The organism is Nocardiopsis sp. CA-288880 (genome assembly GCF_050955985.1).
GTDB lineage: Bacteria > Actinomycetota > Actinomycetes > Streptosporangiales > Streptosporangiaceae > Nocardiopsis > Nocardiopsis tropica.
In genome coordinates, this window is sequence record NZ_CP192105.1 from 2517347 (window position 1) to 2542788 (window position 25442).

The window sequence follows — 25442 nt, forward strand, 5'->3', positions numbered from 1 at the left end:
GCGATCCTTTTTCACGTGCACAAGATGCTTGTCATCGGAAAAATATAGGGGAGGCATACTGTACTTCTTTCCGAGAGGTGCTTCAACGGATTCCGGTGCGGTTTTCCGTTCCATATATGTGGCCGATGGGATCTCTGGGGTTTTTCTTTCTTTGTGGTGTTCGGGTGTGCCTCTGGGGTTTTGGTGGTCATTTTTATCGGGGTTATGTCCTGCTCGGTGTTTTCCGACGGGGGTTCGGTTTCCTGCCCGACCGGGGTGCGAAGGGCCCTCTGGGGCGTTCCCCCCCGCGGGGTCGGGTTCCGTGTGCGCCGGCGGCTGTCGAACGCTGACCGGCTGATCCTCGGCGAGGGAGCCCGGCCGGGGGCGACGGTGTCCGGGCGGCAGGGACGTTTCAGGTCCTTCGTCCCAAAGGGAGAGGGGGCGATGGGAGGTCGACGCCCCGGAGGTGTCCGCGCGGGTGGATTCGGCCCGTGCCCCCGCACACGGGAACCCGTCGAAGGGGGTCGGGGTGAAGGGGGATCGGGCGGCGGTTTTCCCGCCCCTTTTCCGAGGGGTCGCCGGGGCGGGCGCGGCTTCATCGGTGGATCGACCGGTCCTGTCCGAACGCGATTGACAGCCGATTTCCCGTGTCGAATATTCGGGGGACAGCGCGCCCGAGGCCGCTGTCCCCCGCACCCCCTGAGGAGACACGAGATGGAATCGCGCGCACCCGGCCGCCGGACGGCAGCCGTCCTCGTCGCCCTGCTGGCCGCCGCCCTCGCACCCCTGGCTCCTGGAACGGCCGCAGCAGACCGGGTGGAGGCCGCAGGCGGAACGGGCCCCTACGACGCCGGGTACGTCACCACCCTCCGCCTGCGCGACCACACGGTCTACCGGCCCGTCGACCTGCCCCAGGACGAGACGCTGCCCGTCGTCGCCTGGGGTAACGGCGCCTGCCGCGCGGACGGGACGTGGTTCGAGAACATCCTCACCGAGTTCGCCTCGCACGGGTTCCTGGTCATCGCCAACGGCCGCCCGGGCGGGACCGGCAGGACCGACCCCGAGATGCTCACCGAGGCCGTCGACTGGGCGATCGCGGAGAACAGCCGACTGTTCAGCGAGTACCGGGGGAGGATCGACACGGAGAACATCGCCGTCATGGGCCAGTCCTGCGGCGGGCTGGAGACCTACGAGGTGGCCGACGACCCCCGGATCACCACCACCGTACTCTGGAACAGCGGGCTGCTGAGCGACTCCGACAACCACCTGCTCGACGACCTGCACGCCCCGATCGCCTACTTCGCCGGCGGGCCGACCGACATCGCCTACGAGAACGCCCTCGACGACTGGGAGCGGATCCCCTCGGACCTGCCCGCGTTCATGGGCAACCTCGACGTCGGGCACTTCGGGACCTTCGCCGAACCCCACGGCGGCGAGTACGGCAGGGTCGGCACCGCGTGGCTGAAGTGGCGGCTCAAGGGGGACGAGGAGGCGGGGGGCGAGTTCGTCGGCGAGGACTGCGGCCTGTGCTCCACCGAGTGGGACGTCCGCCGGCGCAACCTCTCGTAGACGGGGAGCCGACCGTACGGAGCCCCCTCGCCCGGCGGCCCCGGCCACCCCGGCCGGAACTCCGGTTCGTCCCCCCGCCACCTGCGGCGATGCGTGACTCCACCGTGACTCTGTGCGACTTTTGCGGAACCGGCCCGTGCTCTTCCCGCGGGCCGGTTCTCGAACGGGGGCGGGGCACATGGGGGACTTCCTGACCGGGGTCGAGGGCGGCCTGACGATCGACTGGGCGACCATGCCCACGTACAACACCGTGATGTCCGTCGCCGCGGGCGCCGGACTGCTGCTGGTGGTCGCCCTGGGCCGCGCGCTGCTGCGGGGCGGGCGGATCGTGCCCGACGGATGGGCGCTGGCCTTCGGGGCACTCGGCCTGCTCCTGGCGACCACGGGACTGCACATGACCCTGACCTGGCCGCTCGCGGCGGGCGGGTTCCCGTTCGACAACATCGTCTTCGGGGAGCCGAGCCTCGTGTTCGGCGTCCTGCTCCTGGCGGCGTCCCTGTACCTGTGGAAGCGCGGCGAGGCCCTGAACACGCACGAGAACCCCGCCGCGCACGCGGCGCGGGTCGCGGGCCCCCTCTCCGTCCTGGTGTTCGGCATCGGACTCGCGGCGTTCGGCATCGCCGCGGCGGGGTGGGCGTTCATGCTCTTCGCGGCCCCTCCGCAGGAGCCCATCTCCGGGGTGTTCGGCGCCTACCCCTGGCTGGAGGCGACCTTCATCTCCGGCCTCTACGTACTCGTGGGGGTCGGCGCGGTCCTGTTCCCGTTCGGACTCAGGTCGCTGGGCTCGGGGCTGTGGACGGTGATCGGCGTCGCGTGGGGCGTCGCCGGGGCGGCGTTCCTGCTGTTCGGGGCGTTGAACTACTACACGCACATCGGTCTGGTCATCAACACCATGTGACCCTGCCGGCCCGGCGGGCGCCCGTGGCCGGGGCGGGGCCCTCCGGCCGCAGCCGTTCCGGAGACCGCGCGTCCGGGACCGCCCACGGCCAGGACCGGCCACAATGGGGGGATGTCGCAGCGAAAACCACGCACCGGCCCCCGACCGCACACCACGGCGGCAGGCTCCCCCTGCCCCTGCGGGAGGCCGGAGTCCTACGGGGACTGCTGCGGCCGCCTGCACAGCGGGACGGCGGCGGCCTCCACCGCCGAGCAGCTGATGCGCTCGCGCTACAGCGCCTTCGCCGTCAGCGACCGCGACTACCTCCTGCGGAGCTGGCACCCCCGCACCCGGCCCGCCGACCTCGACCTCGACGCCCGCACGCAGTGGGTGCGGCTGGAGATCCTGTCCACCGGCGAGGGCACGCCCTTCCACAACGAGGGCACGGTCGCCTTCCGCGCCGTGTACCGGGAGAACGGCCGGGAGGGCGAGCTCGTCGAGCACAGCCGCTTCCTGCGCCACGAGGGGGCCTGGGTCTACCTCGACGCCCTCCCGGAGTGACCCCGCGGGGCCGGGCGGGCCGGGCCGGAGGCTCGTGCGCCCCGGACGGCGGGCCCGGCGACCGGTGAACCCCCGGCGACGGGCGCGCCCCGCGGTGCGCGCCGCCGCCCCGGCACGGTAGGAAGGGTGCGCGAACGTCGCCGAACGGACACGGAGAGCACCATGAACGCCTCGACGCCCGGCCCGCTGGAACAGGGCCCCCTCCTGCAGGACCTCGCGGGCCGGCTGGTCTCGGCCGTGCCCGAGGGGTGGCAGCAGCTCACCTACCTGACCAGGGTCATCGGCGCCCACACGGACGAGACCCTCGCCGTCCAGGACGCCGACGGCCAGGTGAGCCAGGTGGAGGTCCCCGAGGGGGTCGGCGAGCTCGTCGGCGCCCTCAAGCGCGCCGGGTACCAGGAGGGCAAGGGGACCTGGCTCTCCATGATCATCTCGGTGCACCACACCCACCAGCTCAACGTCGAGTACAACCACGACACCGAACCCGAACTCGCACCCGGGGCCGGCCCCCTCGCCTACGCCCAGGAGCTGGAGCGCTTCCCCCGCGACGAGGAGGCGGTCCCCGCATGGCTGCGCGCCAGGCTCGCGGAGGCGCGGGAGCTGCCGACCGAACAGATCACGGCGGACTTCGGCGCGGCGCTGGTCGAGGCGTGCGCAGCCGAGGGGTTGCGCGCCGAGTACCTGCCGCCGACCGGCCTGCGGGTCTCCCTCCCCGACGGCGGGGTCCTCCTGGACAACGATCTCAAGGACACGTTCGACCAGGCGGCCGTCCTGCCCCCGGAGCAGCGCCTCGGCCTGGCCACCCACTTCGGGGGGTACATGGCCCGCGCGGCAGGGGAGCGCGGGGCCCCCGGCGGAGCCCCCGCAACGGCCTCCGGCGCGGACGATGCGGTCGCGGGCGCCCTCGTCTCCGCCTTCCGCGAGGAGGGCGTCGAGGTCTCCTTCGAGGAGGCGGACACGCTGGTCGTACCGCTCCCCGACGGCAACCGGGCCACCACCGACATCAGCGGGTTCCGCTCCGCCCTGGCCGACGCCGCCCCCGACCAGCTCGCGCACCACGCGGCCGGGTTCGCCCGCGCGGCCGTCGACCAGCTGGCCAAGGCCACCCGGCCGGACGGCGCCACCGGGGCCCCGGCGCCCGACGGCGACCCCGGGGCGGGCGGGGCCGGGCGGCTCCGGGTCCGCCTCTACCCCGCCTCGGCCTTCCCCGAGGGGATCCTGGAGGAACTCCTCGCCCGGGAGATCGCCCCCGGCCTGTGGCAGACCGTCGTGGTCGACAGCCCCCAGAGCCTGCAGCCCCTCTCCCGCAAGGCGCACGAGGACACCGGCCGCCCCGACGACGAGGTCTTCGCCGAGGCCGTGGCCGGCTCCCTGGACGAGCCCGTCGAGGTGAGCGAGCACGACCTCGACGGGGTCCGCCTCGTGCACATCGGCGGACAGCACCCCTACGTGGCCGCGCAGGCGCACGCCCTCGGCCGGCACATCGGCGAGGCCCCGCACGGAGCCCTCGTGGCCTTCCCCGTTCCCGAGGTGCTCATCGCCCACCCGCTCGGCCAGGGGCACCCCCTCGCGGCGATGGAGAACCTGCAGGAGATCGCCGGGAAGTTCGCCGCCGACGCCGCCAAGCCCATCGGCGCGCAGCTCTACTGGTGGCACCCCGGCTCGCTCGCCGCGGGCCAGGAGGCCGTGCCCGACCTGCGGGCCGTGGGGATCGAGGTCGACCACGAGGCGAAGTCGGTCTCCGTCCGCACCTCCGACGAGGAGTTCGGCCCCCTGCTCGACTCCCTGCTCGGTTAGGCCCGCGCCGCCGCCCGGGCTCCCCGGCCTCAGGGGCGGTCGCGGTCCTGGGCCCGGTGCCTGCCGCGAACGCGCCACGGGTTCCGGGGGCGCCGCCGGAACCAGTTCCGGACCCGGAACCGCTCCCTCCCGTCGTCCGGCCCCGCCTCGGGGGCCTCCGCGTCGCCGCCCCCGTACCCGGGGTCCGCCGCCCCTCTCGACCAGGGCCGGAACGGATTGCGGTGGGCGGGAGGAGAGAGCCCGGGCCGCCTCCGCAGCTGGGCCACCGCCCGGGCGCGGACGGCCTCGCGGGCCCGGGCGGCGGTGGAGGCGTCGGGGTGGTGGCGGCCGACCGCGTTCAGGACGGGGAGCGTGTCGGGGTGCTCGGGGCTCCAGAGGCGGTCGGTGTCCTCCAGGACGAGCTGCTCGATGTCCGGAACCCCGTCGGCGGACAGGAACCCGGGCAGGTCCTCGGGGCTGCGCTCCGCGGCCGCCGCGATCATGTCGATGACGACCCAGTGCCCGTGCCCGGACATGACCCCGTCCACCTCCTCCGGGGACAGCGTCCCGGAGGTGAGCAGGACGACGGCGGCCAGGCTGACCACGGACGGGCGGTCGGAGGACAGGAGCGCGCGGAGCTCGCGCCCGATCTCCGAACTGGTCGCGTCCAGCACCTTCGTCCCCGTCCAGCGGCGCAGCGCCCGGCCGGGGCCGTCGGTCACCGCGACGATCTGGCGCAGGGCCGCGGCGGGGGTCCGCTCGTCCAGCCACGGCCGGACCTCGGCGATCAGGCGATCGGGCGGCAGCGTCCCCAGGGCGTCGAGGAACCCCGCCGCCCCCGCCCCGGCGAGGCTTCCGACGAGCGGCGCCTCGACGCCCTCCTCCTCCAGGAAACCGCGCACCCCGTACCGCCCCAGGGGCGTCAGCTCCACCGCCGGGTGGCCGTACCCGGCGCACCGGGGGGCGGCCCCGTCGGGGCCCGCGTCCTCCGCGGCGACCAGGGCCACGGCGCCCGTCCCGAGCAGCTGGCGCAGGGTGCGCACGACCCTGCCGGTCGCCCGCCGCCGGTCCCGTGAGGGAAGGGGGAGATCGGGGCCCGGTCCCTCGGCCGGTTCCCGCAGAACCGCCCCGACCAGCACCGGGAGCGGGACCCGGAACCCGTCCGGCGCCTCGTAGAGGAAGCGCAGGACGGCGGTGACGAGGCAGGGCTCGTCGACGCCCGGCCAGGGGGTCCCCGCCGAGAGGTCGTCCCGCGCGCGGCCGACGGAGGCCTCGAACACCTCGGTCCACCAGCGCAGGACCTGGTCCGGGTCGCGGACCCGCTCCTCCAGCCCCGGTTCGGGCCCGGCCCAGTCGGCGGTCGCCTCCAGCAGGCCCAGCCGCACGGCGGTCCGCCACGGGAGCGCGAAGCGCGCGGCCTCGACGGCCTCGGCGTCGACCCAGTCCGGCCCCTCGGAGGCGGCCTCCGCGTCGAGGCCGTGCGACCACAGCCCCAGCGCCTCGTCCGCCGCGCGGATGTCCGTCGCGTACGGGAGGCCCTCCGGGGTGAGCGGGGTGGCGGGAGCGCTCCAGCGCGCCAGGCGCAGGGCGTCGCGGAGCAGGGGGGTGGTCAGGGCGGCACACGCGAGGACATCCGCCGGGAGGAGCGACACGGGCCTCGCGGAGGAGGGCTCCCGGCCCGGGGCCGACCGGTCATGAGAGGGCATGTTCGCTCCCGGGTCTCCTGGTGGTGCGCGGACATCCCTTCTACCCCTCCGGGGCACGGCCGTGGGGCGGTTTCGCGAACCCGGTCGGCCCGGTTTCACGGCCGCGGACGCCACCGCCGCCCGGGAACCGGGATCGCGGACCCCCAAAGGCGCTGGTGAGGGGTGGAACCACCGGTCCGCGGCGCCCGGCAGCCGCCCGGCCGGGCATTCCCGGTCTGGTCCCGGCGCACGGGCGCCGCGTCACGACTCGGGAGGGGTTTTCCCCAGGGGTCGCGCGGTACCCGGCCGGGTCTGCCACCATGTCCGGGGAGGTACGGATGGGCACGGACAACAGGAACCGCCGTCAGGCCGCGCGCAGGAAGGAGCGTGAACACAGGCGCCACCGCTCGGCGGCACAGACCGGATCGGCCACGGGTCCGCAGGCGGGATCCCAGCCGGGGCCCCGGACGGGGCCGCCGCCGTCCGGGCAGTACCGGCCCGGCGACGCGGAGCAGGTCCTCGCGCTGGTCGGCCAGGCCGTCCAGGCCTTCCACCACGGGCGCCCAGGCCCCGCCCAGCGCGTCGTCGGCCTCCTCGCGGACGGCCCCGCCGGGTGGCGTACGACGGTCGACCGGATCCTGTTCGCCGAACTCCGACAGGCCGTGGCCCAGGTGTGGCCCCGGGGCTGGCAGCCCGCCGAACTGGTCCGCGGCGCCCGCCGGGAGACCGGGACCGTGGGCTCCGACCTCACCGCCGACCTGGTGGTGGCCCAGTACCGCAGCTACGCCGCCGCCCGCGTCGCCCCGGAATGGGCCGAACAGGTCCGCGCCCTGGGCGAGCCCTGGTGGGGACGGGACGCCGACCACCCGCAGCGGTTCGCCGAACGCCACAGGCTGCGGCGCCCCGCGGCCGTGGACACCGCGCTGCGCGTCCTCACCTTCCTGTACGCCGTGCCCGCGCTGCAGGTGCTCTGCCCCCTCCCGGGCCACGCCCGCACCCCCTCCGCCGGCGCCGCCACCCGGGCCGACCCGGCCAAGCTCGCGCGCATCCGCGCACTCCTGGCCAAGGCCGAGGCCACCGAGTTCCCCGAGGAGGCCGAGGCCCTCTCCGCCCGCGCCCAGGAGATGATGGCCCGGCACAGCATCGACCACGCCGCGCTGGCCGCCCAGGCGGGGACCACGGGCGACACCCGGGGCCGCCGCCTGCCGGTGGAGGCGCCCTACGAACAGCACAAGGCCTCCCTGCTCTCCGTGGTCTCGGAGGCCAACCACTGCCGCTCGGTGTGGCACAAGGACCTGGGCATGTGCACCGTCATGGGCGCCGCCGGGGACGTCGACGCCGTCGAGCTCCTCTTCACCTCGCTGCTGCTCCAGGCCACCAGGGCCATGCGCCAGGCCGGCGCCACCCGCGACGCCTACGGCCGCTCCACCACCCGCTCTTTCCGCACCTCGTTCCTCACCGCCTTCACCGCCCGCATCGGCGAGCGGCTGGCGGAGGCCGCCGTCACCGGACGCGAACGGGCCGTCGATGAGTACGCCGAGTCGGGCACCGACCTGGTCCCCGTCCTGGCCCGCAGGGAGCGCGAGGTGGAGGAGGCGTTCGCCGAGGCCTTCCCCGAGCTGGTGGAGGTGCCCGTGGCCAGCTCCTCCAACGCCGAGGGCTGGACGGCGGGCCGGGCGGCGGCCGACGCCGCCGACTTCGGCGTGCGGGACCGGTTGGACGGGTGAACCCGAGGGTTTCCGGGCCGGGAGGCCCGTGCGGTGGGGATCGCGGCTCCTCGGGCGGCCTGCTTCGTGCTCACCGGCCCTGGTGGGGCCGGGGGCGGTGGCCGATCAGCCCCATGAGCCGTCCTGAGGGGGCGCGTCAGTCACCGGGGCAGGTCTTGCACCGCCTCGTCGCCGACCGCGAGGTGTCGCCCTCCGTCGCCTGGAGCGGTTGGCCCTCACCGATCCGCAGCCACTGCTCGGCGGCGGCCTCGGGGCTCCAACCCCATCCGGGGTGCTCCCCGGAGCGGATACGGGGCTCGTCGTTGTGCCAGCACCCGACCTTGTGGGCCATGTCGGTCGGGGAGATCAGGATGGCGTTCGGTCCGAACGGAAGGGTGTCCATGTCGACATGATGTCGATCGTCCGCGGGGTCTGACCCAGGACCAAGGTCCTCTTCTTCCATGGAGTCCGGCGACCGTCCCGACAACCGGTGCGGGAGACGGCCTCGCGGCGGACCGGGAGGGGCGCCGCGCGGACAACCGGAGAACTGGCAGGGAGCGCCGCCCCGGAGGCGCGCTCGCCCCCTGCGCCGTGGCCCCCTACAGGCCCGCCCGGTCCAACGCGGCGAGGAACCGCCGCTTGCGCCGGTGCTCCCGACGCAGCCCGGCCACGAACTCCACGGCGTCCTGCGGCCGTCCGAGGCGCCCGTACAGTCCGTGAACCCTGCGGGCCAGCTCGGCCGCCCGCGGGTAGGGCGCCGTACCGGTCAGCGCGACCAGCCGGGAGACCTCCCGCACGTACACGTCGAGGGAGTCACCCGGGTGCTCCTCCTCCCTCAGTTCCGCGAGCCTCAACCACTGCCGGTCGTCGCAGCCGTGTTCCGTGGCGGCCTCCCACGCCTCGTCCCCGCTGCCCTCCCAGAGCAGCACCTCCACCAGGGGGCAGGGGAAGTGCCGGGTGTTCCGCCTGGCAGCCGACCTCCGCAGCACGGCCAGGGCCTGGCCGCGGACGCGGGGCCATTCCCCCGGCGCCTCGTCGTCGCGCAGCGCGCGGTAGCTCTCCACGCCGGGCGAGCGCTCGAACACCTCCCAGCGCACCCGACGCAGGTCCTCCCACCTCTCCGCGGCGCGGTAGGCGCCCACGACGTGCTCCACGAGCCGCCCGTCGGGGTGTCCCTCCTCGGCCAGCCCCTGCTCGGCCCACGCCAGGGCCTCGCCGTCGCGCCCGGCGGAGAGCAGGGCGTCGACGATCCCGGCGTGGTACACCCCCTCCCGGCCCTGGGAGTACACGCGCACGAGCAGGTCCACGTCACCGCTGACCCGCGCGAACTCGGCCATCAGGAAACGCGTCCCCCAGTCGTCGGAGGTGCGGTCCGCCCCGATGCCGACCAGTCTGTTCCCGTAGTGCTCCAACCCGGCCTCGCCGAGGGCCCCGGCGTAGGACTCCAGCAGGAGCTCGGGGACGTCCGATCCGTTCAGCTGCCGGTCCAGGAGCCACTCCGCCAGTTCCACCGGATCCTGGTTCGCGTTGGCGCACGCCTCGACGTGCGCCTCCACGACGCGGAGGGCGGCCTCTCCCACCTCACCGTCGGAGTCGTCGGTGAGGGGCAGGTACTCGCCGAGCCGCTCGACCGCGTACCGGGAGAGCTCCTCGGCCGCGTCGTGCAGGTCGTCCTCCATGAGCCGGTGCAGCTGTTCGGCGACGTCGGACACCGTTTCCGCGTACGCCGGGGCCTCGCGGTAGTCCACGAAGTCGTCGATGCGCAGGGCCCGGTCGACGAAGGCGCGCAGGGCGGCCATGGTCATATCGCCGCCGCCGGAGCCGGTGACGGCAGCCGAGGCCGCGCGCACCTCCAGCCGGCGTTCGAGCGCCTCGTCGGTCCCGGCCGCCGACACCAGCAGGTCGACCAGGTCGGCGTAGGCGAGCGACTCCAGGTAGGTCCGGATGTCCGGCGGGGCCGCGGCGGCGGGGACGGACGTCCCGCGCTCCACCGCGGAGATGTACACCAGGCCGAGCGCCACGCAGTGCTTGCAGAAGTTGCCCTCCTCCGCCCACGGGCAGTCGCACTCCCAGGACATCCGGGACCGGCCGGGCGTGAGTTCCACCCGGTAGACACGGGTTCCGGTGACCGTGCCGTGCACGGTCGTCCTGTCGGTGGACAGGCCCTGCACGGCGGGGACGTAGGAGGCGCCGCGGTCGTAGGACTTCCGTCCGGCCAGTTCGAGGAGTTCTTCACGGGAGAAGGCACGCATCCGCCCATTGAACACCGGACCCGGCGCACGGTCCCGCGAACCGCCTCCGCTGTGGCCGTCCTCACCGGGGCCGCGCGCCGGGTCACGCAGGTGCGATCAGAGCAGGGCATCCAGTGCGTGCAGGGCCGCGTCCCGCCGCAAGCGGTCGTGGAAGTGCTGGTTGCGGTAGTTGCGCAGGCAGCCGTAGCAGGACGTCTCGGAGCCGCAGTCACAGGAGCCGACCCGCGCCCGGGCGGCTTCGAGGACCTCGGGGAAGGCCGACGCGATGCGGGTGGCGCCTCCTGCGCCTCCGGGGACCGTGTCGAACAGAACCAGTGCCATTGTGCCTGCGGCCCGCCTGAAGGTCGCACCGTCGATGTCGTCACGGCTGATGTCCAGAGCCGAGGAGGCTCCTTCGAGCAGCGCGTACAGCAGGGAGTAGCGGGTCTGGTCAGGGCTGCGCCCGATGTCGAGACGGCCTCCGAAGGAGATCTCCACGATGTCGGTCTCGTACCGGTGGGCGAGGGACAAGTGTGAGAGCGGACCCGAGCACGAGGACCCCTTCAGAGGGTTGGCATGTTCGGTCGGCACCTTGCCGCTCGCCGTCCCCGTCCCCCAACCGCACCAGCCGCAGATCCGGTACCCCTGTCCTGCGGGGCCGTCGGAGATGGCCACCAGCTCACCTCGGCTCCCCGCCCTGCACAGGACCTCGCCGCCGCCCGGCAGCGGCCAGACGTGGTCCTCTGGTTCAGCGGCGAGCCTGAGCACGCTCGTGAAACCGTGCCAGGATCGCTGCGGCGGTGTCGTTCCGGCCGGTTGCACGGAGGCGCCCGCGACAAAGCCGAACTCGGGGACGATGTACTTGGTCCGTCCGCCCCGGGCCACCACTCCGCAGGCCCGGCACACGCCGTCGAGGGGGTCCTTGGACTCGTCGTAGTAGCCGCAGGCCGTGCACACACGGTAGTGGTGAGGGTGCAGCTCCCGTCCGGGGAGGCGGTAGACCCCCGCAGAGGTCCACTTCTTCCCGCCCGCGATGATGGAACCCCCCGGGGCGTACTCGTAGATGGCCGAACTCAGGTCCCGGGCCAGCTCCAGCCTCCTGCCGACCGGTTCCCCGGAGTGGTGCGTGCGCAGTTCGACCGTGTCCACCGGGAAGCCGTACTTCGGCAGCACATTGCGGGTCGCGAGGAAACCCAGGAGCGGCCTCTTCACCACCGTGTTGATGGTCTTGCCGAACCGCTCCGCCAAAGCGTCCCTGCGGGCCTCGAATGCCTCCACCCGGCGGCGTTCGAAATCCGCCACGTCCTGATCGATCTCCAGACGCAGGGTTTCCAGGAGTTCGGTGAGTCCGTGGACCCAGCCCCCGCCTTCGACGTCGATCTCCTCGGCGATCTCCTCCGGAAGGATTCGCCGCAGGGCGTCGGTGACATGCTCGGGCACGGGGGACAGGTACTCCCTCACCCGGGTGACAGGGGCCCGACCGCCCTCGGTGCCGCCCAGGAAGAACTGGCCGACGGCGCCCCAGGACTCACCGGTCTCCTGGAACCAGTGGCGGAAGAACGCTGCCAGCGCCACCGAGTGGGCGTGCCGCCGGTCGATCCGGACGTTGGCGAGCGGGACGTAGGGCGCCCGCACCTCCCCGGAGATCATCTTCTCCGGTTCCTGGTAGCGGAACAGGTCGTGGGAGCGGCGCTGCGCGTAGGTGACCACCAGCGCCGCCGAGTCGGACCTCCGCCCGGCCCTGCCCGCCCGCTGCACGTAGTTCGCGGTGGTGGGCGGCATGTTGCGCATGAACACCGACTGGAGTTCGCCGACGTCCACACCGAGCTCGAACGTCGTCGAGCACGAGAGGGCGTTGACGCGGCCCTTGACGAACTCCTGCTGGATGCGCGCCGCCTCCTGGGCCGACCACTGGGCGGTGTGCTCCTGCGCGGAGAGCGGGACCGGGTTCAACGTTCGGTAGAGGTGACGGTAGTGATCCGTGTCCTTGTCCGGGTCCGGGATCTCGTAGGGATGCAGAGTCCCGGGGCAGTTCATGGTCGGGCACACACCGCGCACCGACACCGGGTGCAGACGTCGGCAGGCATCGCACTGGTAGGGGGTGGTCTCCGGAGTCACCAGGGACAGTTCCAGTCCCTCGTGGTCCACCTGGAAGACGGTCCCGAGGCCCCGGACCTCGGACGGGACGAGCCACCCCTCGGACGTGGACCTGAGCAGCTCCCAGACCTTCTCCAGCACCATCACCGGGTTCGCGGTCGCTTCCAACCGCTCCAGTACCCGGCGCAGGTAGTTCAGCCGGCGGTTCTGTCCCGAGGTCGGCAGCCAGCTGATCACCTTGCGTGTACGGTCCGCCCCGGTCTGGCGCACATAGACGGGGCCCAGCCGGGGAGCGAACACTTCGTCGTCGGCGGCGACGTCCTCGGGCATGGTCAGCGCACCCTGCTGGCGCAGCGTGCGCACCAACTCCCCGAACAGGTCCCACACCTCGTTCTCGGCCAGCCCGAGGCGGCTGGTGAAGGCCGGGGGCAGCTTCACGCCCTCGGGGCGGGTCATGCCGACCCGCAGGAGGCCGCGTCCCTCCAACGACTGGCGGTCGTCGGTGCTGACCAGCTCGCTCATCACCCAGGGAGCGACCGTCGCCGTGCGCTGACGCCTGGACACCTTGCGGTCGAACTGGCCCGCGTTCTTCGCGGTCCGCGCGGTCGCGTCGACGAGGTCGTCCACCCGGAGATCATCATCGGGGTCGTGGATCTCCATCATCCCGTCCAGGATGAGCCGCCGACGCTGGAACAGCTGGTAGCTGCCCTCCAGGTAGGGGGCGAAGAAGGCCGCGGACTGGCGGCTGTCGTTGAACATCAGGAGTTTGCGGCCGCCTCCCGGCTGGTCGGCGACCCTGTCGTCGGCGTCCTCGGGCAGGGCCTGGTACAGCGCCGTGGCCACGACCGCGGCGGAGGCGTCGTTGCCGCTCTCGAACCGGCGAAGGGTGTGGGTGCCGAGTGCACCACAGCTCAGGCACCGGGCGGCCCGGTCACCCCGGGTCTTGATCAGGCGGCCTTCCCGCAGGGACCGGTCTGTGCATTCGACCGCGCACGCACCGGTCGGCGACTCCGACAGCGTGCCGCAGCCGACGCACAGGTAACGGGTCTGCGGGTTGATCTTGTGCGGGGCCTCCAGGGTGTCGTCATCGTCGTCGAGGGTGATCGGGGTGCTGCCCAGGTGCAGCCAGTCGGGGGCCTTCTGGTGGGGGCTCTGCGGCAGCAGCCTCAGCCCGGACCCGTAGGCCTCGATGCTGCCGACCAGGTACAGGTCACCGCAGCGCTTGCAGGATCCGACCTCGAACGCGGACGCCGAACAGGCGGGACACGTCTCGTGGCGGGCCAGCGACACGTGCGGGCCCTGCTCGGTCAAACACGTGAACGCGCCGTCGGTGGCACGGGTGAACAGGTGGTAGCGGGCAGACAGGAGCGGATTGCCGTCCGCGTCGCGGATCGCACTCGCCAGCGCGACCAGGTCGGTCAGCACCCGCAGGCGGTCGGCTGCGGTGAGTTCCCCGCCCGGCCCTTCGGTCCCGGGGACGGCCTCGAACAGCTCCTCTGCCAGCTCGTCGAGGGGCCGGGGCCCGCCCCGGGCCAGGAGAACCCGCAGGTGCTGGATCCGTCGCTCCCCGGCCAGGAGGGTGAAGGGGTCGGTGCCCTTCGCACCGTGCTGCGAGGCCGCTCCTCGCAGAGCCAGGCCCGGATCGTCGGCTCTGCGGACGGCCTGGTAGTCGAGGGCGGACAACGGCCCCCACGTGGAGTCGGGCACGGTGTCCCGGTGGGTGGCCCGGATCAGGTCCTGTTGCGCGGGATCGCCGTCGTCCCACATGAACGGGGCGTCGAAGAGCCGTTGGGCGAAGGTCGTCACCGCCCCGGGGTCGTCGCCGACGGTAGCGCTGGTCGCGATGCACTGGAGCGCCTGCCCCGGGGCGACGCGGTCGCGCAGCCTGCGCAGGAGCATGGCCAGTTCGGCGGCCTTGGCACCGTCGTAGACGTGGGCCTCGTCCAGGGCGATGAACCGCCAGTGGCCGGCGTGCTCGCCCTCGAACAGGTCCAGATCGGCGGGACGGAGCAGCAGGTACTCCAGCATCGCGTAGTTGGTGAGAAGGAGGTGGGGCGGGTTCCGCCTCATGTGTTCACGGCTGAGGAGTTCGTTGGGGAGGGGGTCGCGGCCCGGGTGCAGGGCACGGAAGGAGTCCAGCGCCTGCCGCTCGGTCTCCTTGGTCTCCCCGGTGTAACGGCCGAAGGTGATGTGGGGGCTGTGTGCCAGCAGGGTCTCGCGCAACCGCTTGAGCTGGTCGTTGGCGAGTGCGTTCATCGGGTACAGCAGGATGGCCCGGACACCCGGACCGAGTTCTCCGCGTTCGTGCTGGGCCTCGAGCTCGTTGAGGATCGGCAGGAGGAAGCTCTCGGTCTTGCCCGACCCGGTTCCGGTGGCCACCACGAGGTTGCGGCCTTCGCGTGCCTTGCGGATGGCCTCCTCCTGGTGCGTGTACAGCGGCCGGTCCAGGTGGACAGCGGGACCTGAGAGCGAGCCGAACCCGGGGGAGAGGACCCCCTCGGTGATGAGTTCGCGCGGCGTACGCCCGGTCTCGTAGGAGGGGGTGGCCTCCAGCAGCGGTCCCTTGCTCAGCAGGGGGCTGTCGGTGATCTGGTCGGCGAGGGCCTCGGCGAGCGCGGTGTCGCGCACCGGCAGCAGTGAACGCAGGTAGCGGCGGTAGCCACCGCTGATCATCGCGCTCACGTCGATGGGGTCGATCTGGGAGGTCATCGGGTGTGCTCCTTGGTGAAGTGTGCGCGCTCGGCCCCGGCGAGGGTGAGTTCGGCCAGGACGATGTCGATGCGGACCAGGTCGGGCGCACACCGGGCGAGGTCCCCCCAGACAGCCCGCTGACTCCGGACGAGGGAGGTGAACGAGGGCTCTCCCCGTGCGGCCAGCCGGGCAGCCAGAGCCAGGGCGAGCGAGGCGGCGGGCAGGTTGCGCCATCGGGCGGCGCCCGGCGCGTGGCGCGGCTCCAACAGGGCCAGGGCCCGGCGTCGATAGGGCTCTTGCAACCGCTTGACCAGGTGGAGTACGGCAGAGGTGATATCCGAGGCGTCGCGCCTCATGCGGTGCAGTTCGGACTGGTTCCGTGCGGTGAACAGCGCCAGGGCGGCCTGCGTACGCGAGTCCTCGTCGAGCAGGGCGCGCGGCACGACCCGCGCAGCCTGCCAGATCGCGGTGACCTGGTCCTCGGGCATGCGGGCCAGGTGCTCGGTGTTGGCGTCGAACCTGCCCGAGCCCGAGGCCGGGTCCGGAGCGCCCCGTAGGAGGTCCGCGGCGATGGAACCGCACTGCTGCTCCATCTGCTCCAGGAGTTCGACGTGGTCGGGGTCGGCGGACGCGGCATCGACCAGGGGCATGAGGTTGCTGGTGGCCAGGGCAGCGGCGGCGGGCAGGCGGTGCCACAGTTCCGCTGCCTGCCGGGTGGGAACGCGCTCGCCCGCGGGCACGGCTGCGAGCCCTCCGACGACCAGCGCCCACACGCTCTTCGCGGCGGACAGTTCGGCGCTGCCGTGTGCCAGGAGCGCCGGCAGCGGGGTGTTGCCCAGTGCCGCGGCACAGGCGTCGACCCGCTCCCTGGGCACACCCGACCTGATCAGGAGGTCCGAGGAGCCCAGCACCCGCCACAGTCGCACGGCGTTGTCGTGGGTGAGGGAGAGGGTGTCCAGACCGGCACCGGTCGCGAAAGCGGCGCACAACCGCTCCTCGTCCGGGTCGGAGCCCGCGGGGCGGCCGTGGGCTTCGCAGGACAGCACGTTCGGGTCGCTGATGGTCGGCCAGTGCGGCCAGTCGGTAACCGACCACGGGTCGTCGACGGCGAGAAGGAGGCGCATGCGCCCCGTATCGTGCAGTTCCTGCGGAAGCCGGATGTGCCCGTCGGTGGAGACGGGCAGGACCACAGGGGGCCGCCACGGTGCGCCGTACGAGTACACGGCCGCGCTGACGTCCTCGATACCGGCGAAGCCGTCGAGTTCGACGATTCCGTCCCGAAGCTCGGCGCCGCCGGCCAGCCGCCGGGGGCGCACGACGGCGACGGGGACCGGTGTCGTGCCGTGGCCGATCAGCAGCCGCAGATGGCGCCGTGCGGCGGCCGTCTCGACGACCTGCCCGAGCGGATAGCGATGGGTGTTCGTTCCCAGGGTGGCATTGGCGCTCACCCACTGGACGACGTCGTCACCGTGCAGCACGCACAGCGGGCCGGGCCGGACTCCGTCCTCGGGCACGCGGACGAGCAGGTCGCCCGCCTCCGATACGGACTCGCAGTCCAGGCGGAGCGGTTCGGCGCGCCACTGCGGGGACCGTTCTCCTGTGGTCAGCAGGCGGATGTGCGGAGGCTCCACGACGAGGGGGAGCACCGACGTCCCGGCGCGAACCGATACCGGGTGCGCCGGCTCGTCGTGGCCGAAGCGCAGGTGGTGAGGAGCGGCCTCCGCACCCTCCGGAGCTGTCAGGTGCGTCTCGGCACGGATCAGCCCGCGTGTGTCGAGCACGCGTACGTCCGGCGTGTGCCGCGCCGCCAGTCCCTCGGCGACGGTGACCTGTCGGCTCAGACCGCGGCCCAGCGGGCCCCGGACGTGCACCATGAACGAGCCCACGACGGGGGAGGGCAGGTCCTCGAACAGCCGAAGGCGGTCACCGGACCGCGCACGGGTGCGGGAGACCAGGCGTCCCTCCTCCACCGACCGGGTCTCCACCAGCCAGTCCACCGGCGCGCCCTCCGCCTCGGGCATTACCACGACGGGCAGTTCGGCGTACACCGGAGCTCCGTGCGGAGTGGTCACACCGGTGACCGGTGCCGGCAGCTCCAACCGGGGCCTCTCCCGGCCCTGTACGTGGTGGGAGGGCCCGTCCGCGAGCCGGATCCAGTCGTTGCGGCTCAGACGCGCACGGAGCAGTGTCCAGCCCTCCCAGCCGTAGGGCACGTCGAACTCGCCGAGGTCCTCCACGGCCTCGGCCCGGGCGAGCGCGTGCGCGGTCGGGTGGAGTACCCAGACCGGTCCGGGCGGCAGCGCGAGGTCGGTGCTCACCAGGGCGCCTGAGTCGTCGAAGATCAGCAGTGGGTCCGCCGGGTCGATGAGGGCCAGCTGTTCACGCGATCCCACCCCCTGCGCGGTCACGCTCACGGTACGGGTGGGGCGGGGCAGGGCGAACACGGTCTGCTCGGCCGCCCCCGTCCCCCAGCGGCGGTGAGCGCGCACGGTGCGGGTCCCGTCGTCGGTGGTGACCTCCCACAGCACGTCCAGGTTGTCGCCGTCCTCGACCGTGGGCAGGACGACGTGTACGCCGTGGACAAAGGGATCCAGGTGGATGCGCGGTCGCGTGACGCGCGGGCGGGCGGCACCGGAGGCCTCGTGCTTGGGGAGCGTACCGCGGGAGGCCGCCCGGTCCAGCGCCTCCTGGGCGGGCTGCTGGAAGCGCCCGGGCAGTCCCACGTCGCGGGCGCTCGCGGAGGGATCCTCTCGGAGGGCGTCGAGCAGGTGCGTGCACCGCTCGATGGTCTCCAGGGCGTAGTCACCGCCCGAGAAGATGAAGCGCTGGGCCGGGATGTCCAGGTCCTTCAGGCGATGGTGGCCCGAGACGGCCCACTGGTGGAATCCGTGCGCGTCGGAGCCCGGGGCGACGGCGGCACGGTGCAGCAGCAGGTCGAAGAGGTCTCCCAGACAGTACGTGGGGATGCCCGAGTGCATGAGGATCGGTCCGACGTACTTGTGGTTCATGCCGGGGAAGGCGTCCAGACCCAGGATCTCCAGCGCGCGCAGGAAATTGTCCCCCCACGCTCCGCTTTCCTGCCGGGCCGAGGACACCCCGGTGGTCTTCCACAACGGCGGCCAGAAGGTACCGCTGCCGTAGCGGCTGGTGGCGGTGCCGACGGTGACCGCGGCGGTACAGGCGGGCCACCGGTGAAGGGCGGCCTTCTGGTACACGTCGAGCTGGGTGCTGAAGACCTTGCCCAGAGCCCGTGCGGCCTGGTCGAGTTCCCGCTGGTTGAACGGGGCCTCGGAGACGAGGGAGACCGATTCCAGGCGGGGACGCCACTCGGATTCACGGATATTGAGCAGCTGCTCGGGGGTGACCTTCGTGGCATTGGCCGGGGGCTCCTCCTGCTCGAAGGGCAGAGGCAGGGGCATGGACATCGCCGGCTCCAGGGGGTGTCGTTGGCGCTGCGTATTATCTCCGATGCAGTCAACATAGAAGTAACGTGAAAACATTGTCAACCCGCAAATCCTTGTGGTGTACTGTCCTCAGATCACGAGAGGAGGCCCTTGATGGTGGAGACCTCACAGGTCACTGCGGCCGACATCGCACGGATCGCACAGGTGAGCCGGACCACGGTCAGCAACTGGCGCAGGCGCCACGGAAACTTCCCGCAACCCGTCGGGGGGAGCGGGAACCGATCGCTGTTCGACCGGGCCCAGGTGGAGGCATGGCTCGCCGGTGGCGGTCGACTGCCCGAGCGGGAACCCCACGAGCGCGTCTGGGAACGGGTGCGCGCCGTCGCCGCGCGGGGCGGAGACCTGGGAGATGTGGTGGCCGGTGTCCAGGAGATGTTGCTCCGCCTGTTTCGGGGCGGTGCCGCCGGTCCGCCCCGGGACGGCACCGCGGCCGCAGGCATGGCGGGGGAAGCAACGGGCGACGCGGTGCAGGCACGGCTGGCCGCGCACCCGGACGGGCCCGGTCTCATCCATGCCGTACGGGAGGCGGCCCCGACACCGGAGCGCGCCCGTGAACTCTCCGAACACCTGCATGACGCCTACCTGGCCGCACTGGGCGGCAAGGCGCACATCACCCCTGAGCCGCTGTCCCGCCTGATGGCCGACCTGGCCGGGGTGCGCGGTGCCGAGGTGTTCGACCCAGCCTGCGGAACCGGCACACTCCTGAGAACGGCCGCGGAGGAGGGCGCGGTCGGCCTGTACGGGCAGGAGAGGGCGGTGTCCACCGCGCACCTGGCCCGCGCGCGGGTGGGGATGGTGTCCACCGGCGCACCCGGTGGGATCGCCGAGGGCGACTCGCTGATCGACGACGCCTTCGCCGGGCGCCTCTTCGACGCGGTGCTGTGCAACCCGCCCTTCAACCAGAAGGCCTGGGGGATCGAACAGCTCGCCTACGACGAGCGCTGGGCCTACGGGGTGCCGCCCCGCGTCGAGTCCGAGCTCGCCTGGATCCAGCACTGCCTGGCCCACACCCGCCCCGGCGGCCGGGTCGTGGTGCTCATGCCTCCGGCAGCCGCCTCCCGGCCCTCGGGCCGGCGCATCCGCCGGGAACTGCTCCGGCGGGGTGCGCTGCGGGCCGTCGTCGGGCTGCCCGTGGGAGCCGCGGCGCCCGTCCATGTCGGACTGCACCTGTGGGTGCTGGAACAGCCCGCCTCAATGGCTGCGGAACCCCGGGTGCTGTTCGTCGACACCGCGATCGGCACCGGTGAGACAACGGAGGGAGACGGGGACGGGCGCCGTCCCATCGAGTGGGAGAAGGCGCGCGGGGCCGTCGGCGACACCTGGCGGACCTTCCTCGACGAACCGGGCGGGGCCGAGGACGTCCCCGGCTTCTGCCGGACCGTGTCCGTGATCGAACTGCTCGACGACTCCGTCGACCTCACCCCCGGCCGCCACCTGCCGCTGGCCGTGCCCGAGGTGAACGCCGAGGAGGCGCGGATACGGGCGGGCAAGGTGCGGCGAAGAACCCTCCGCGCTCTGGAGCGCGCATGTTCCACCGTGCCAGGGCAGGACTGGGGCGAGCGGGCGGCCGAGGAGTGGCGGATGGTGACCGTCGCCGACCTCGCCCGTTCCGGCGCGCTGGTCCTGCACCGGGCCCCGACGGCGGCGTCCGGGCTGACCTCCTCGGAGGAGGAGGCAGAGGGGACTGGCCCTCGGGTGCTGACCCTGGGCGACGTCCTCGGCGACAGGGAGCCGAGCGGCCGCCTGGCCGAGGGCTCGGGGGACACAGGAGGCTCCGGGGGTGCTGGAAACGCCGGGGACGCCGGGGAACCGGACACACGGGTGGAGATCCGAGCTGGTGACGTCGTCGCACCCTCCACACTCGCCCGGAGGGACCTGTCCCGGGCCCGGGTCGCCACCGACACCGACGCCGGGGCGCTCCTGGGGCTGAACCTGCACCTGCTCAGACCGGACCCGGCGCACATCGACACGTGGTTCCTGGCCGGGTTCCTGGACGATGAGGACAACCTGCGCCGCGCCGGGCAGGGCTCGACCATCGTCCGGGTCGATCTGCGGCGGCTGCGGCTGCCCCTGCTGTCGCTGGACGAGCAGAGACGCTACGGCGCCGCGTTCCGTGAGCTGCACGACTTCCGGGCCGAACTGCGGCGTGCTCAGGAGGTGGCGGCGGACCTGGGCGAGCGCCTGTCCAGCGGGTTGCGGTCCGGGCTGCTGGCGCCGCCGTCCCCGCCCCCCGCCGAACAGGACACGGAGCTTCCACACATCGGCCAGACTTGAGACACACCCCGCCCCGCACCTCTCGGACACACCCCTTCGGAAGAACCCCGGTGAACAACAGCACGTACCAGGAGCCGTCCTCCGGAGCGGATCAGGGCAGGTTCGCGAGTTCAGCCATGAGCATGTCAGCGGTCGAGGCCATGACTTCGGTCATCGGCAGATCCCTCCCCACCCGTCTGCCGACCCGAGCGACGTTGGCACACAGCAGCAACCGACACAGAAGTCCGCTCTTGGTGGCCAACGGCTCTGTGAACTCCTCGACCACCTTGTCCGCGACCTCGGGGACGCCGAGCGAAGCCGACCACAGGCAGGCGGCGTCCCACCCGATCGGTGCCATCCCCCAGCTCTCCCAGTCCAACAGAACCAGCGTGGGTCCGGTCAGGTTCGCGTATCCGAGATCGCCATGGGCACAGGCCCATTCACCGTCCGGAATCCGTGTGTTGACGTCGGTGCCGTAGATCTCGTGCACACGTCCAGTCAGGTGCATCTGGTTCAGGGCCACACGGTCCGTCGTGTGCACGGCGAGTTCGGCCAGCCCAGCCCCCAGACTGGTCCACCAAGACTCAGGCAGGTGCGGGTCGCTGACGATCTCAGCAGTGGTCGACACTGCACTGGCAGGGGCCAGAGAGGTTTCCTCGACCTTCCAGACCACACCATGACCGGGGTCGGACCAGGTGGCGGCAGCGATCCACACGGGTTTGGGGACCCCGTGGATGACTGCCGCCGCTTCTTCGGTCCCGGTCCAGGAGGGGACGTGGAGGCGTGTGCGGCGCCTCCAGGACAGGCGCACCCAGGTGTCGGCGTCGCTGCGAAACCCTGCGGTGCCGTTGAACCGGCTGTAGTGGGCACCCTCACGGCACAGCCGACGACCCAGCCGCTGTTCGGCCTGATCCACCACGTGGTCGATGTCCACGGTCGCCAGGTTGTCCAACACGGCCGGCGGGGTGCTGTCCTGGGAGGTCATGATGCTGTGTCGGCCCTTTCTGCTCTACGACGCAACAGCGCGCGGTAGCGGTCGACCGTGCTGGTCGAGACGGTCAGGGACTCAGCTTGCACGATCTCCTCCAGATGCGTGGGCGAAGAGGTACCCACGGCCAGCCTTTCGACGACCGGGACGACCCAGGCCGCCGCCACCCCCGCCTGGACGCGGCTGGCCTGCTGCCCGGGTGCGAGGAACAGCGAGGTGTCGATTTCCGACCAGAGGGGACCGGCCGCATCGCCACCGAAGGGCGCCATCCCCCACACCGCTCGGGCACCAACCCGTCTCACGAGCCGCCCGGCGGCATCCAGCACCGGAGCTGGAACACTCAGGCCCGCGCGGATCATGACCACATCCGGCCGTGGAACCGGCAAGTCACGGTCAGCCAGCGATCGGGGGTCCCAGGAGGAGAACCCCCACGCACGGCAGTACCCCGCGTCGCGCATCTCCGACAAGGTCGTGCAGGCCTCTTCGAAGCCATCGGCCGAGCATTCGGGATTGTGTAGAAGCACGGTGCTTGGAACACACCCGAGCTCTTCGGGTATCTTCCGCACCGCTGCCCTCAGCCGTTCCGGGGACAGGTCGTGCCCGTCAGGGAAGAATCCGACCTTCGTGCTGACCTCGAAGGAGGCGAGCAGATCCCCGGCCGTATCCGCCAGCGACCGGTGAGCGGCGAACCTCTGGTAGTTGAAGGCGGTGTCCAACCAGGTCACACCGAGTTCAAGGGCCCGTCCGAGCAGGTCACGGTCGGGACCAGACCGGTATAGCCCCAGGACAGTCCTTCGGTCATCGGAGCACACAGGCCCTCCTCGATCAGATGCGCGGCCACGGTCCGGAGGTCGTTGTTCTCCTCCTTAAGGCGAACCGGGTGGCCCGACAACAGGGCACGCAGCGCCGGTTCGACGCGCGTGTGGAAGGTGAGCTTCTTCCCGCCGCCGGTCACCCGGACCGCCGTGTCGTCGACGGCGAGGACGGGCGGGAACTCGGTGACCGCGACCACGTCCGTTCCGGCCAGGGGCCCGAAGGAGTGCACCAGGGGCATGTGTCGTTGGGGTGGCGTGTTTGCCCGGAGCTGGCCGAGATAGTTCGAGGGCGGGTTCGCGCGTGCCGTCTCGGAGAGCCTGGTCAACAGCCCTTCGTCGTCGATGGGACCACGGGCGCTCTCCAGGTCGGAGCGAAAACCCTCGTCCGCTCGCACTGCGTCCGAGAGGAAGTTCGCCCACGTGACACCGGTTCGCTTGGTGATGCCGAACGTCGCGTGCAGGGAGTGCCCCTGGTTGCCGGAACCGACCCGGGTCGCGGTGTGCCACCAGCCCCGCGGGATGTGCATGATGTCCCCGGCGGACATCGTCCCCTCCCAGACGACCTCTTCGGACGGCTCCAGGTTCTGTTCGGCGTCCCGATACATGGGCGATGGCCGTGAGGGCCCACGAACCTGCCAGGACTTCTCGCCCGAGAGCTGTACGGCGATGACGTCGTGATCGTCCCAGTGCAGATGGAAACCCGGGGTGTCGCCCACAGCCAGGTAACAGTTGACGGAGACGAGTTCCCCGGACCACCATCCCAGCGCTCGGCAGGCGACCTCCATGGTTGGGTCGAAGGTGTCGACGCTGTCGAGCACGATGGTGCCGTCGTTGTTCAGGATGACACCCAGCGCGGCCATGTCCGCCTGCTGTACTGCCTGTCGGCGGCGGTTGACGGCGGTGGAGAGGTAACTGGAGGGGTGAAGCTCCTGCCCCTTGGAGTAACAGCGCAGTTGCGGACTGGACAGGTGGCGGCGTTGGATGGTCTCCATCAGCCGGTAGGGGGTCATCAGTCGTTCGAGCAGTGCGTCGTCGGCCAGGGTTCCACGGGCGAACGCGGTCCCCACCGCCGACGGGCCTTCCCAACCGAGCGCCTTCTCGATTCCGGTGACAAGCCGGTGCTCCATGGACGTGCTCCTATTCCTTGGGCAGGTTCAGGTCACGGTTCTCACCGTCGTCCCCGGCCGAGTTCTGCGAGCTGGTGATGTCGGAGTGCTCCGAACGGTGGCGGTCGTGGGCCACACCCACCTGCTCGACCAGGAGGAGGAGTCCGTCGTTCTCGGTGGCGGCATCAGTGTGCGAAAGGTCGCCCATGCGACTTTCCCTTCTGCGAGGTTCCCGCCCAGGAAGCAGCCCTGGACGGCTGAGAGGGGAATCTCAGGTGGTGCCAGTCTTTCCAGGTCCCTGGGACGTCGCTACCGCACGAAGGACGCCTCGAAAGACGTCCCGGTGCGGTAGAAACGTCCCTATGCCCCCCAACGAACGGCTTCGCGTCCGCCTGGAACAGTCCGGACACACGGTGGCCTCCCTCGCCGAACACGTGGGCACCGACCCCAAGACCGTGGCCCGCTGGATCAGCACCGGACGAGTGCCCCACCGCCGCAACGCACACGCGGTGGCGTGTGTGCTCGGTGCGGACGCCCGCGAACTCTGGCCCTCCCTGGAACGGCGGACCAAAGGAGCGGCGGACACGGATGAGGACCTGGTGGCTGTTCACCGGCAACGCTCCGACGTGCCAGCCGAGCAGTGGCGGGGCATGTTCGCGGCTGCTGAGAGGTCGATCGACATCCTGGTCTACGCGGCTCTGTTCCTCCACGAACAGATTTCCGGATGGAACGACCTGCTCAGGGACAGGGCCGAAGACGATGTCCATGTGCGTGTGCTCATCGGGGATCCCGACTGCGAGGCCGTGCGTGTGCGTGGTGAGGAGGAGAGCTTCGGCCACGGCATACAGTCCCGATGCCACCTGGCCGCGATGCACTACCGGCCTCTGACAACAGCCCCGGGAATCTCGGTGAGGGTGCATTCCACGACGTTGTACAACTCGCTCTACCGAGCCGATGACCACATGTACGTCAACACGCACCTGTACGGGGTCAACGCCTACGGCAACCCGCTGTTGCGGCTCAAACGCACGGCTCCTCAAGGGCTGTTCGACGCCTATGCCGCCAGTATGGACGCCGTATGGTGTACCGCCCTACCCCTTGAGGAGTGAATCAGCACATGGCCCGTACCGAGTACTACGACGACCCTGAGGCTCCCGTTCCCAACAGTCTGGTGGTCGCGGCCAGTGCGGCCGTCGTCGACGACGAGGGCCGCTTGCTGTTGCAGCGACGGGTGGACAACGGGCTGTGGGCGATGCCGGGCGGAGCGATGGAGATGACCGAGAGCCTTCCGGAGGCGGCCGTGCGGGAGGTGCGCGAGGAGACCGGCTATGAGGTGGAGGTGACCGGGTTGGTGGGCACCTACACCGACGCGCGGCACATCATCGCCTACAGCGACGGTGAGGTGCGCCGCCAGTTCAACGTGTGCTTCCGGGCCCGGGTTGTCAGCGGTCGCCTGGCGGTGAGCGATGAGTCCCACGAGGTCCGCTGGTTCGGTCCCGAGGAGGTGGCGGGGCTGGAGATGCACCACACCCAGCGACTGCGCGTGGAACACGCGCTGGCTGGGGGCGCCCCCCACGCGGGCTGATCCCCGTTGCACGGGGACGCCTCGGGTGACGTTTTCACGCTGGTTGGCAACGACAGGGC

Annotated in this window: 17 protein-coding genes; 8 read left to right on the top strand and 9 right to left on the bottom strand. The window is 71.7% G+C overall.

Translation table 11 applies throughout. The annotated features are described in order from the left end of the window. Window positions 1-693: 693 nt before the first annotated feature. The 4 genes from ACQPYD_RS10840 (at window position 694) to ACQPYD_RS10855 (ending at window position 4783) form a co-directional block, all read left to right on the top strand. Entirely contained in the window at window positions 694-1548 is an 855-nt protein-coding gene (locus ACQPYD_RS10840) for an alpha/beta hydrolase (RefSeq protein WP_433700855.1), read from the top strand. A 178-nt stretch (window positions 1549-1726) separates the two neighbouring features. Then, complete coding sequence (locus ACQPYD_RS10845) at window positions 1727-2446, top strand: DUF981 family protein (RefSeq protein ID WP_433700856.1); 720 nt, start codon at window positions 1727-1729, stop codon at window positions 2444-2446. A gap of 111 nt (window positions 2447-2557) precedes the next feature. Beyond that, window positions 2558-2986: a YchJ family protein gene (locus ACQPYD_RS10850; protein ID WP_433700857.1), complete on the top strand. Its 429-nt coding sequence runs from the start codon at window positions 2558-2560 to the stop codon at window positions 2984-2986. A gap of 162 nt (window positions 2987-3148) precedes the next feature. Further along, complete coding sequence (locus tag ACQPYD_RS10855) at window positions 3149-4783, top strand: hypothetical protein (RefSeq protein WP_433700858.1); 1635 nt, start codon at window positions 3149-3151, stop codon at window positions 4781-4783. Between the two features lie 29 nt (window positions 4784-4812). On the opposite strand, the gene ACQPYD_RS10860 is transcribed toward ACQPYD_RS10855, so the two are convergent. Further along, window positions 4813-6468, bottom strand: coding sequence for a hypothetical protein (locus ACQPYD_RS10860; protein WP_433700859.1), 1656 nt, complete (start codon window positions 6466-6468; stop codon window positions 4813-4815). Window positions 6469-6785: 317 nt separating this feature from the next. On the opposite strand from ACQPYD_RS10860, the gene ACQPYD_RS10865 reads away from it, so the two are divergent. Next, window positions 6786-8174, top strand: coding sequence for a DUF2786 domain-containing protein (locus ACQPYD_RS10865; RefSeq protein WP_433700860.1), 1389 nt, complete (start codon window positions 6786-6788; stop codon window positions 8172-8174). A gap of 136 nt (window positions 8175-8310) precedes the next feature. Here ACQPYD_RS10865 and ACQPYD_RS10870 read toward each other — a convergent pair whose 3' ends face one another. From ACQPYD_RS10870 to ACQPYD_RS10885, 4 genes are all read right to left on the bottom strand, one after another. After that, the gene (locus ACQPYD_RS10870; RefSeq protein WP_433700861.1) at window positions 8311-8556 is read right to left on the bottom strand and encodes a hypothetical protein; all 246 of its coding nucleotides are present in this window, start codon (window positions 8554-8556) and stop codon (window positions 8311-8313) included. Window positions 8557-8752: 196 nt separating this feature from the next. Beyond that, complete coding sequence (locus ACQPYD_RS10875) at window positions 8753-10405, bottom strand: SWIM zinc finger family protein (RefSeq protein ID WP_433700862.1); 1653 nt, start codon at window positions 10403-10405, stop codon at window positions 8753-8755. Between the two features lie 96 nt (window positions 10406-10501). Continuing rightward, on the bottom strand, window positions 10502-15190 hold the full coding sequence (locus ACQPYD_RS10880) for a DEAD/DEAH box helicase (RefSeq protein WP_433700863.1): 4689 nt from the start codon (window positions 15188-15190) through the stop codon (window positions 10502-10504). Further along, window positions 15187-18597 (bottom strand): hypothetical protein, encoded by a 3411-nt coding sequence (locus ACQPYD_RS10885; protein WP_433700864.1) that lies wholly within the window; start codon window positions 18595-18597, stop codon window positions 15187-15189. Before ACQPYD_RS10885 ends, ACQPYD_RS10880 begins: the two co-directional genes overlap by 4 nt. A 132-nt stretch (window positions 18598-18729) precedes the next feature. Here ACQPYD_RS10885 and ACQPYD_RS10890 point away from each other — a divergent pair, with 132 nt between their 5' ends. Continuing rightward, complete coding sequence (locus ACQPYD_RS10890) at window positions 18730-20910, top strand: N-6 DNA methylase (protein ID WP_433700865.1); 2181 nt, start codon at window positions 18730-18732, stop codon at window positions 20908-20910. Window positions 20911-21001: 91 nt separating this feature from the next. On the opposite strand, the gene ACQPYD_RS10895 is transcribed toward ACQPYD_RS10890, so the two are convergent. From ACQPYD_RS10895 to ACQPYD_RS10910, 4 genes are read right to left on the bottom strand one after another with little or no spacing between them, the layout of a single operon-like run. Then, complete coding sequence (locus tag ACQPYD_RS10895) at window positions 21002-21874, bottom strand: aminoglycoside phosphotransferase (protein WP_433700866.1); 873 nt, start codon at window positions 21872-21874, stop codon at window positions 21002-21004. Further along, a complete protein-coding gene (locus ACQPYD_RS10900; protein WP_433700867.1) occupies window positions 21871-22602 on the bottom strand; it encodes an aldo/keto reductase in 732 nt (243 codons plus the stop codon). Before ACQPYD_RS10900 ends, ACQPYD_RS10895 begins: the two co-directional genes overlap by 4 nt. After that, window positions 22599-23819 carry a JmjC domain-containing protein gene (locus ACQPYD_RS10905; protein WP_433700868.1) on the bottom strand — a complete coding sequence of 407 codons (1221 nt, stop codon included), beginning with the start codon at window positions 23817-23819 and terminating at the stop codon, window positions 22599-22601. Before ACQPYD_RS10905 ends, ACQPYD_RS10900 begins: the two co-directional genes overlap by 4 nt. A gap of 10 nt (window positions 23820-23829) precedes the next feature. Then, window positions 23830-24006 carry a hypothetical protein gene (locus ACQPYD_RS10910; RefSeq protein ID WP_330156267.1) on the bottom strand — a complete coding sequence of 59 codons (177 nt, stop codon included), beginning with the start codon at window positions 24004-24006 and terminating at the stop codon, window positions 23830-23832. 154 nt (window positions 24007-24160) lie between these two features. Here ACQPYD_RS10910 and ACQPYD_RS10915 point away from each other — a divergent pair, with 154 nt between their 5' ends. Together ACQPYD_RS10915 and ACQPYD_RS10920 are read left to right on the top strand one after the other, a co-directional pair. Next, entirely contained in the window at window positions 24161-24907 is a 747-nt protein-coding gene (locus tag ACQPYD_RS10915) for a helix-turn-helix domain-containing protein (RefSeq protein ID WP_330156268.1), read from the top strand. Window positions 24908-24915: 8 nt separating this feature from the next. Further along, window positions 24916-25383 (top strand): NUDIX hydrolase, encoded by a 468-nt coding sequence (locus ACQPYD_RS10920; RefSeq protein ID WP_433700869.1) that lies wholly within the window; start codon window positions 24916-24918, stop codon window positions 25381-25383. Window positions 25384-25442 lie beyond the last annotated feature (59 nt).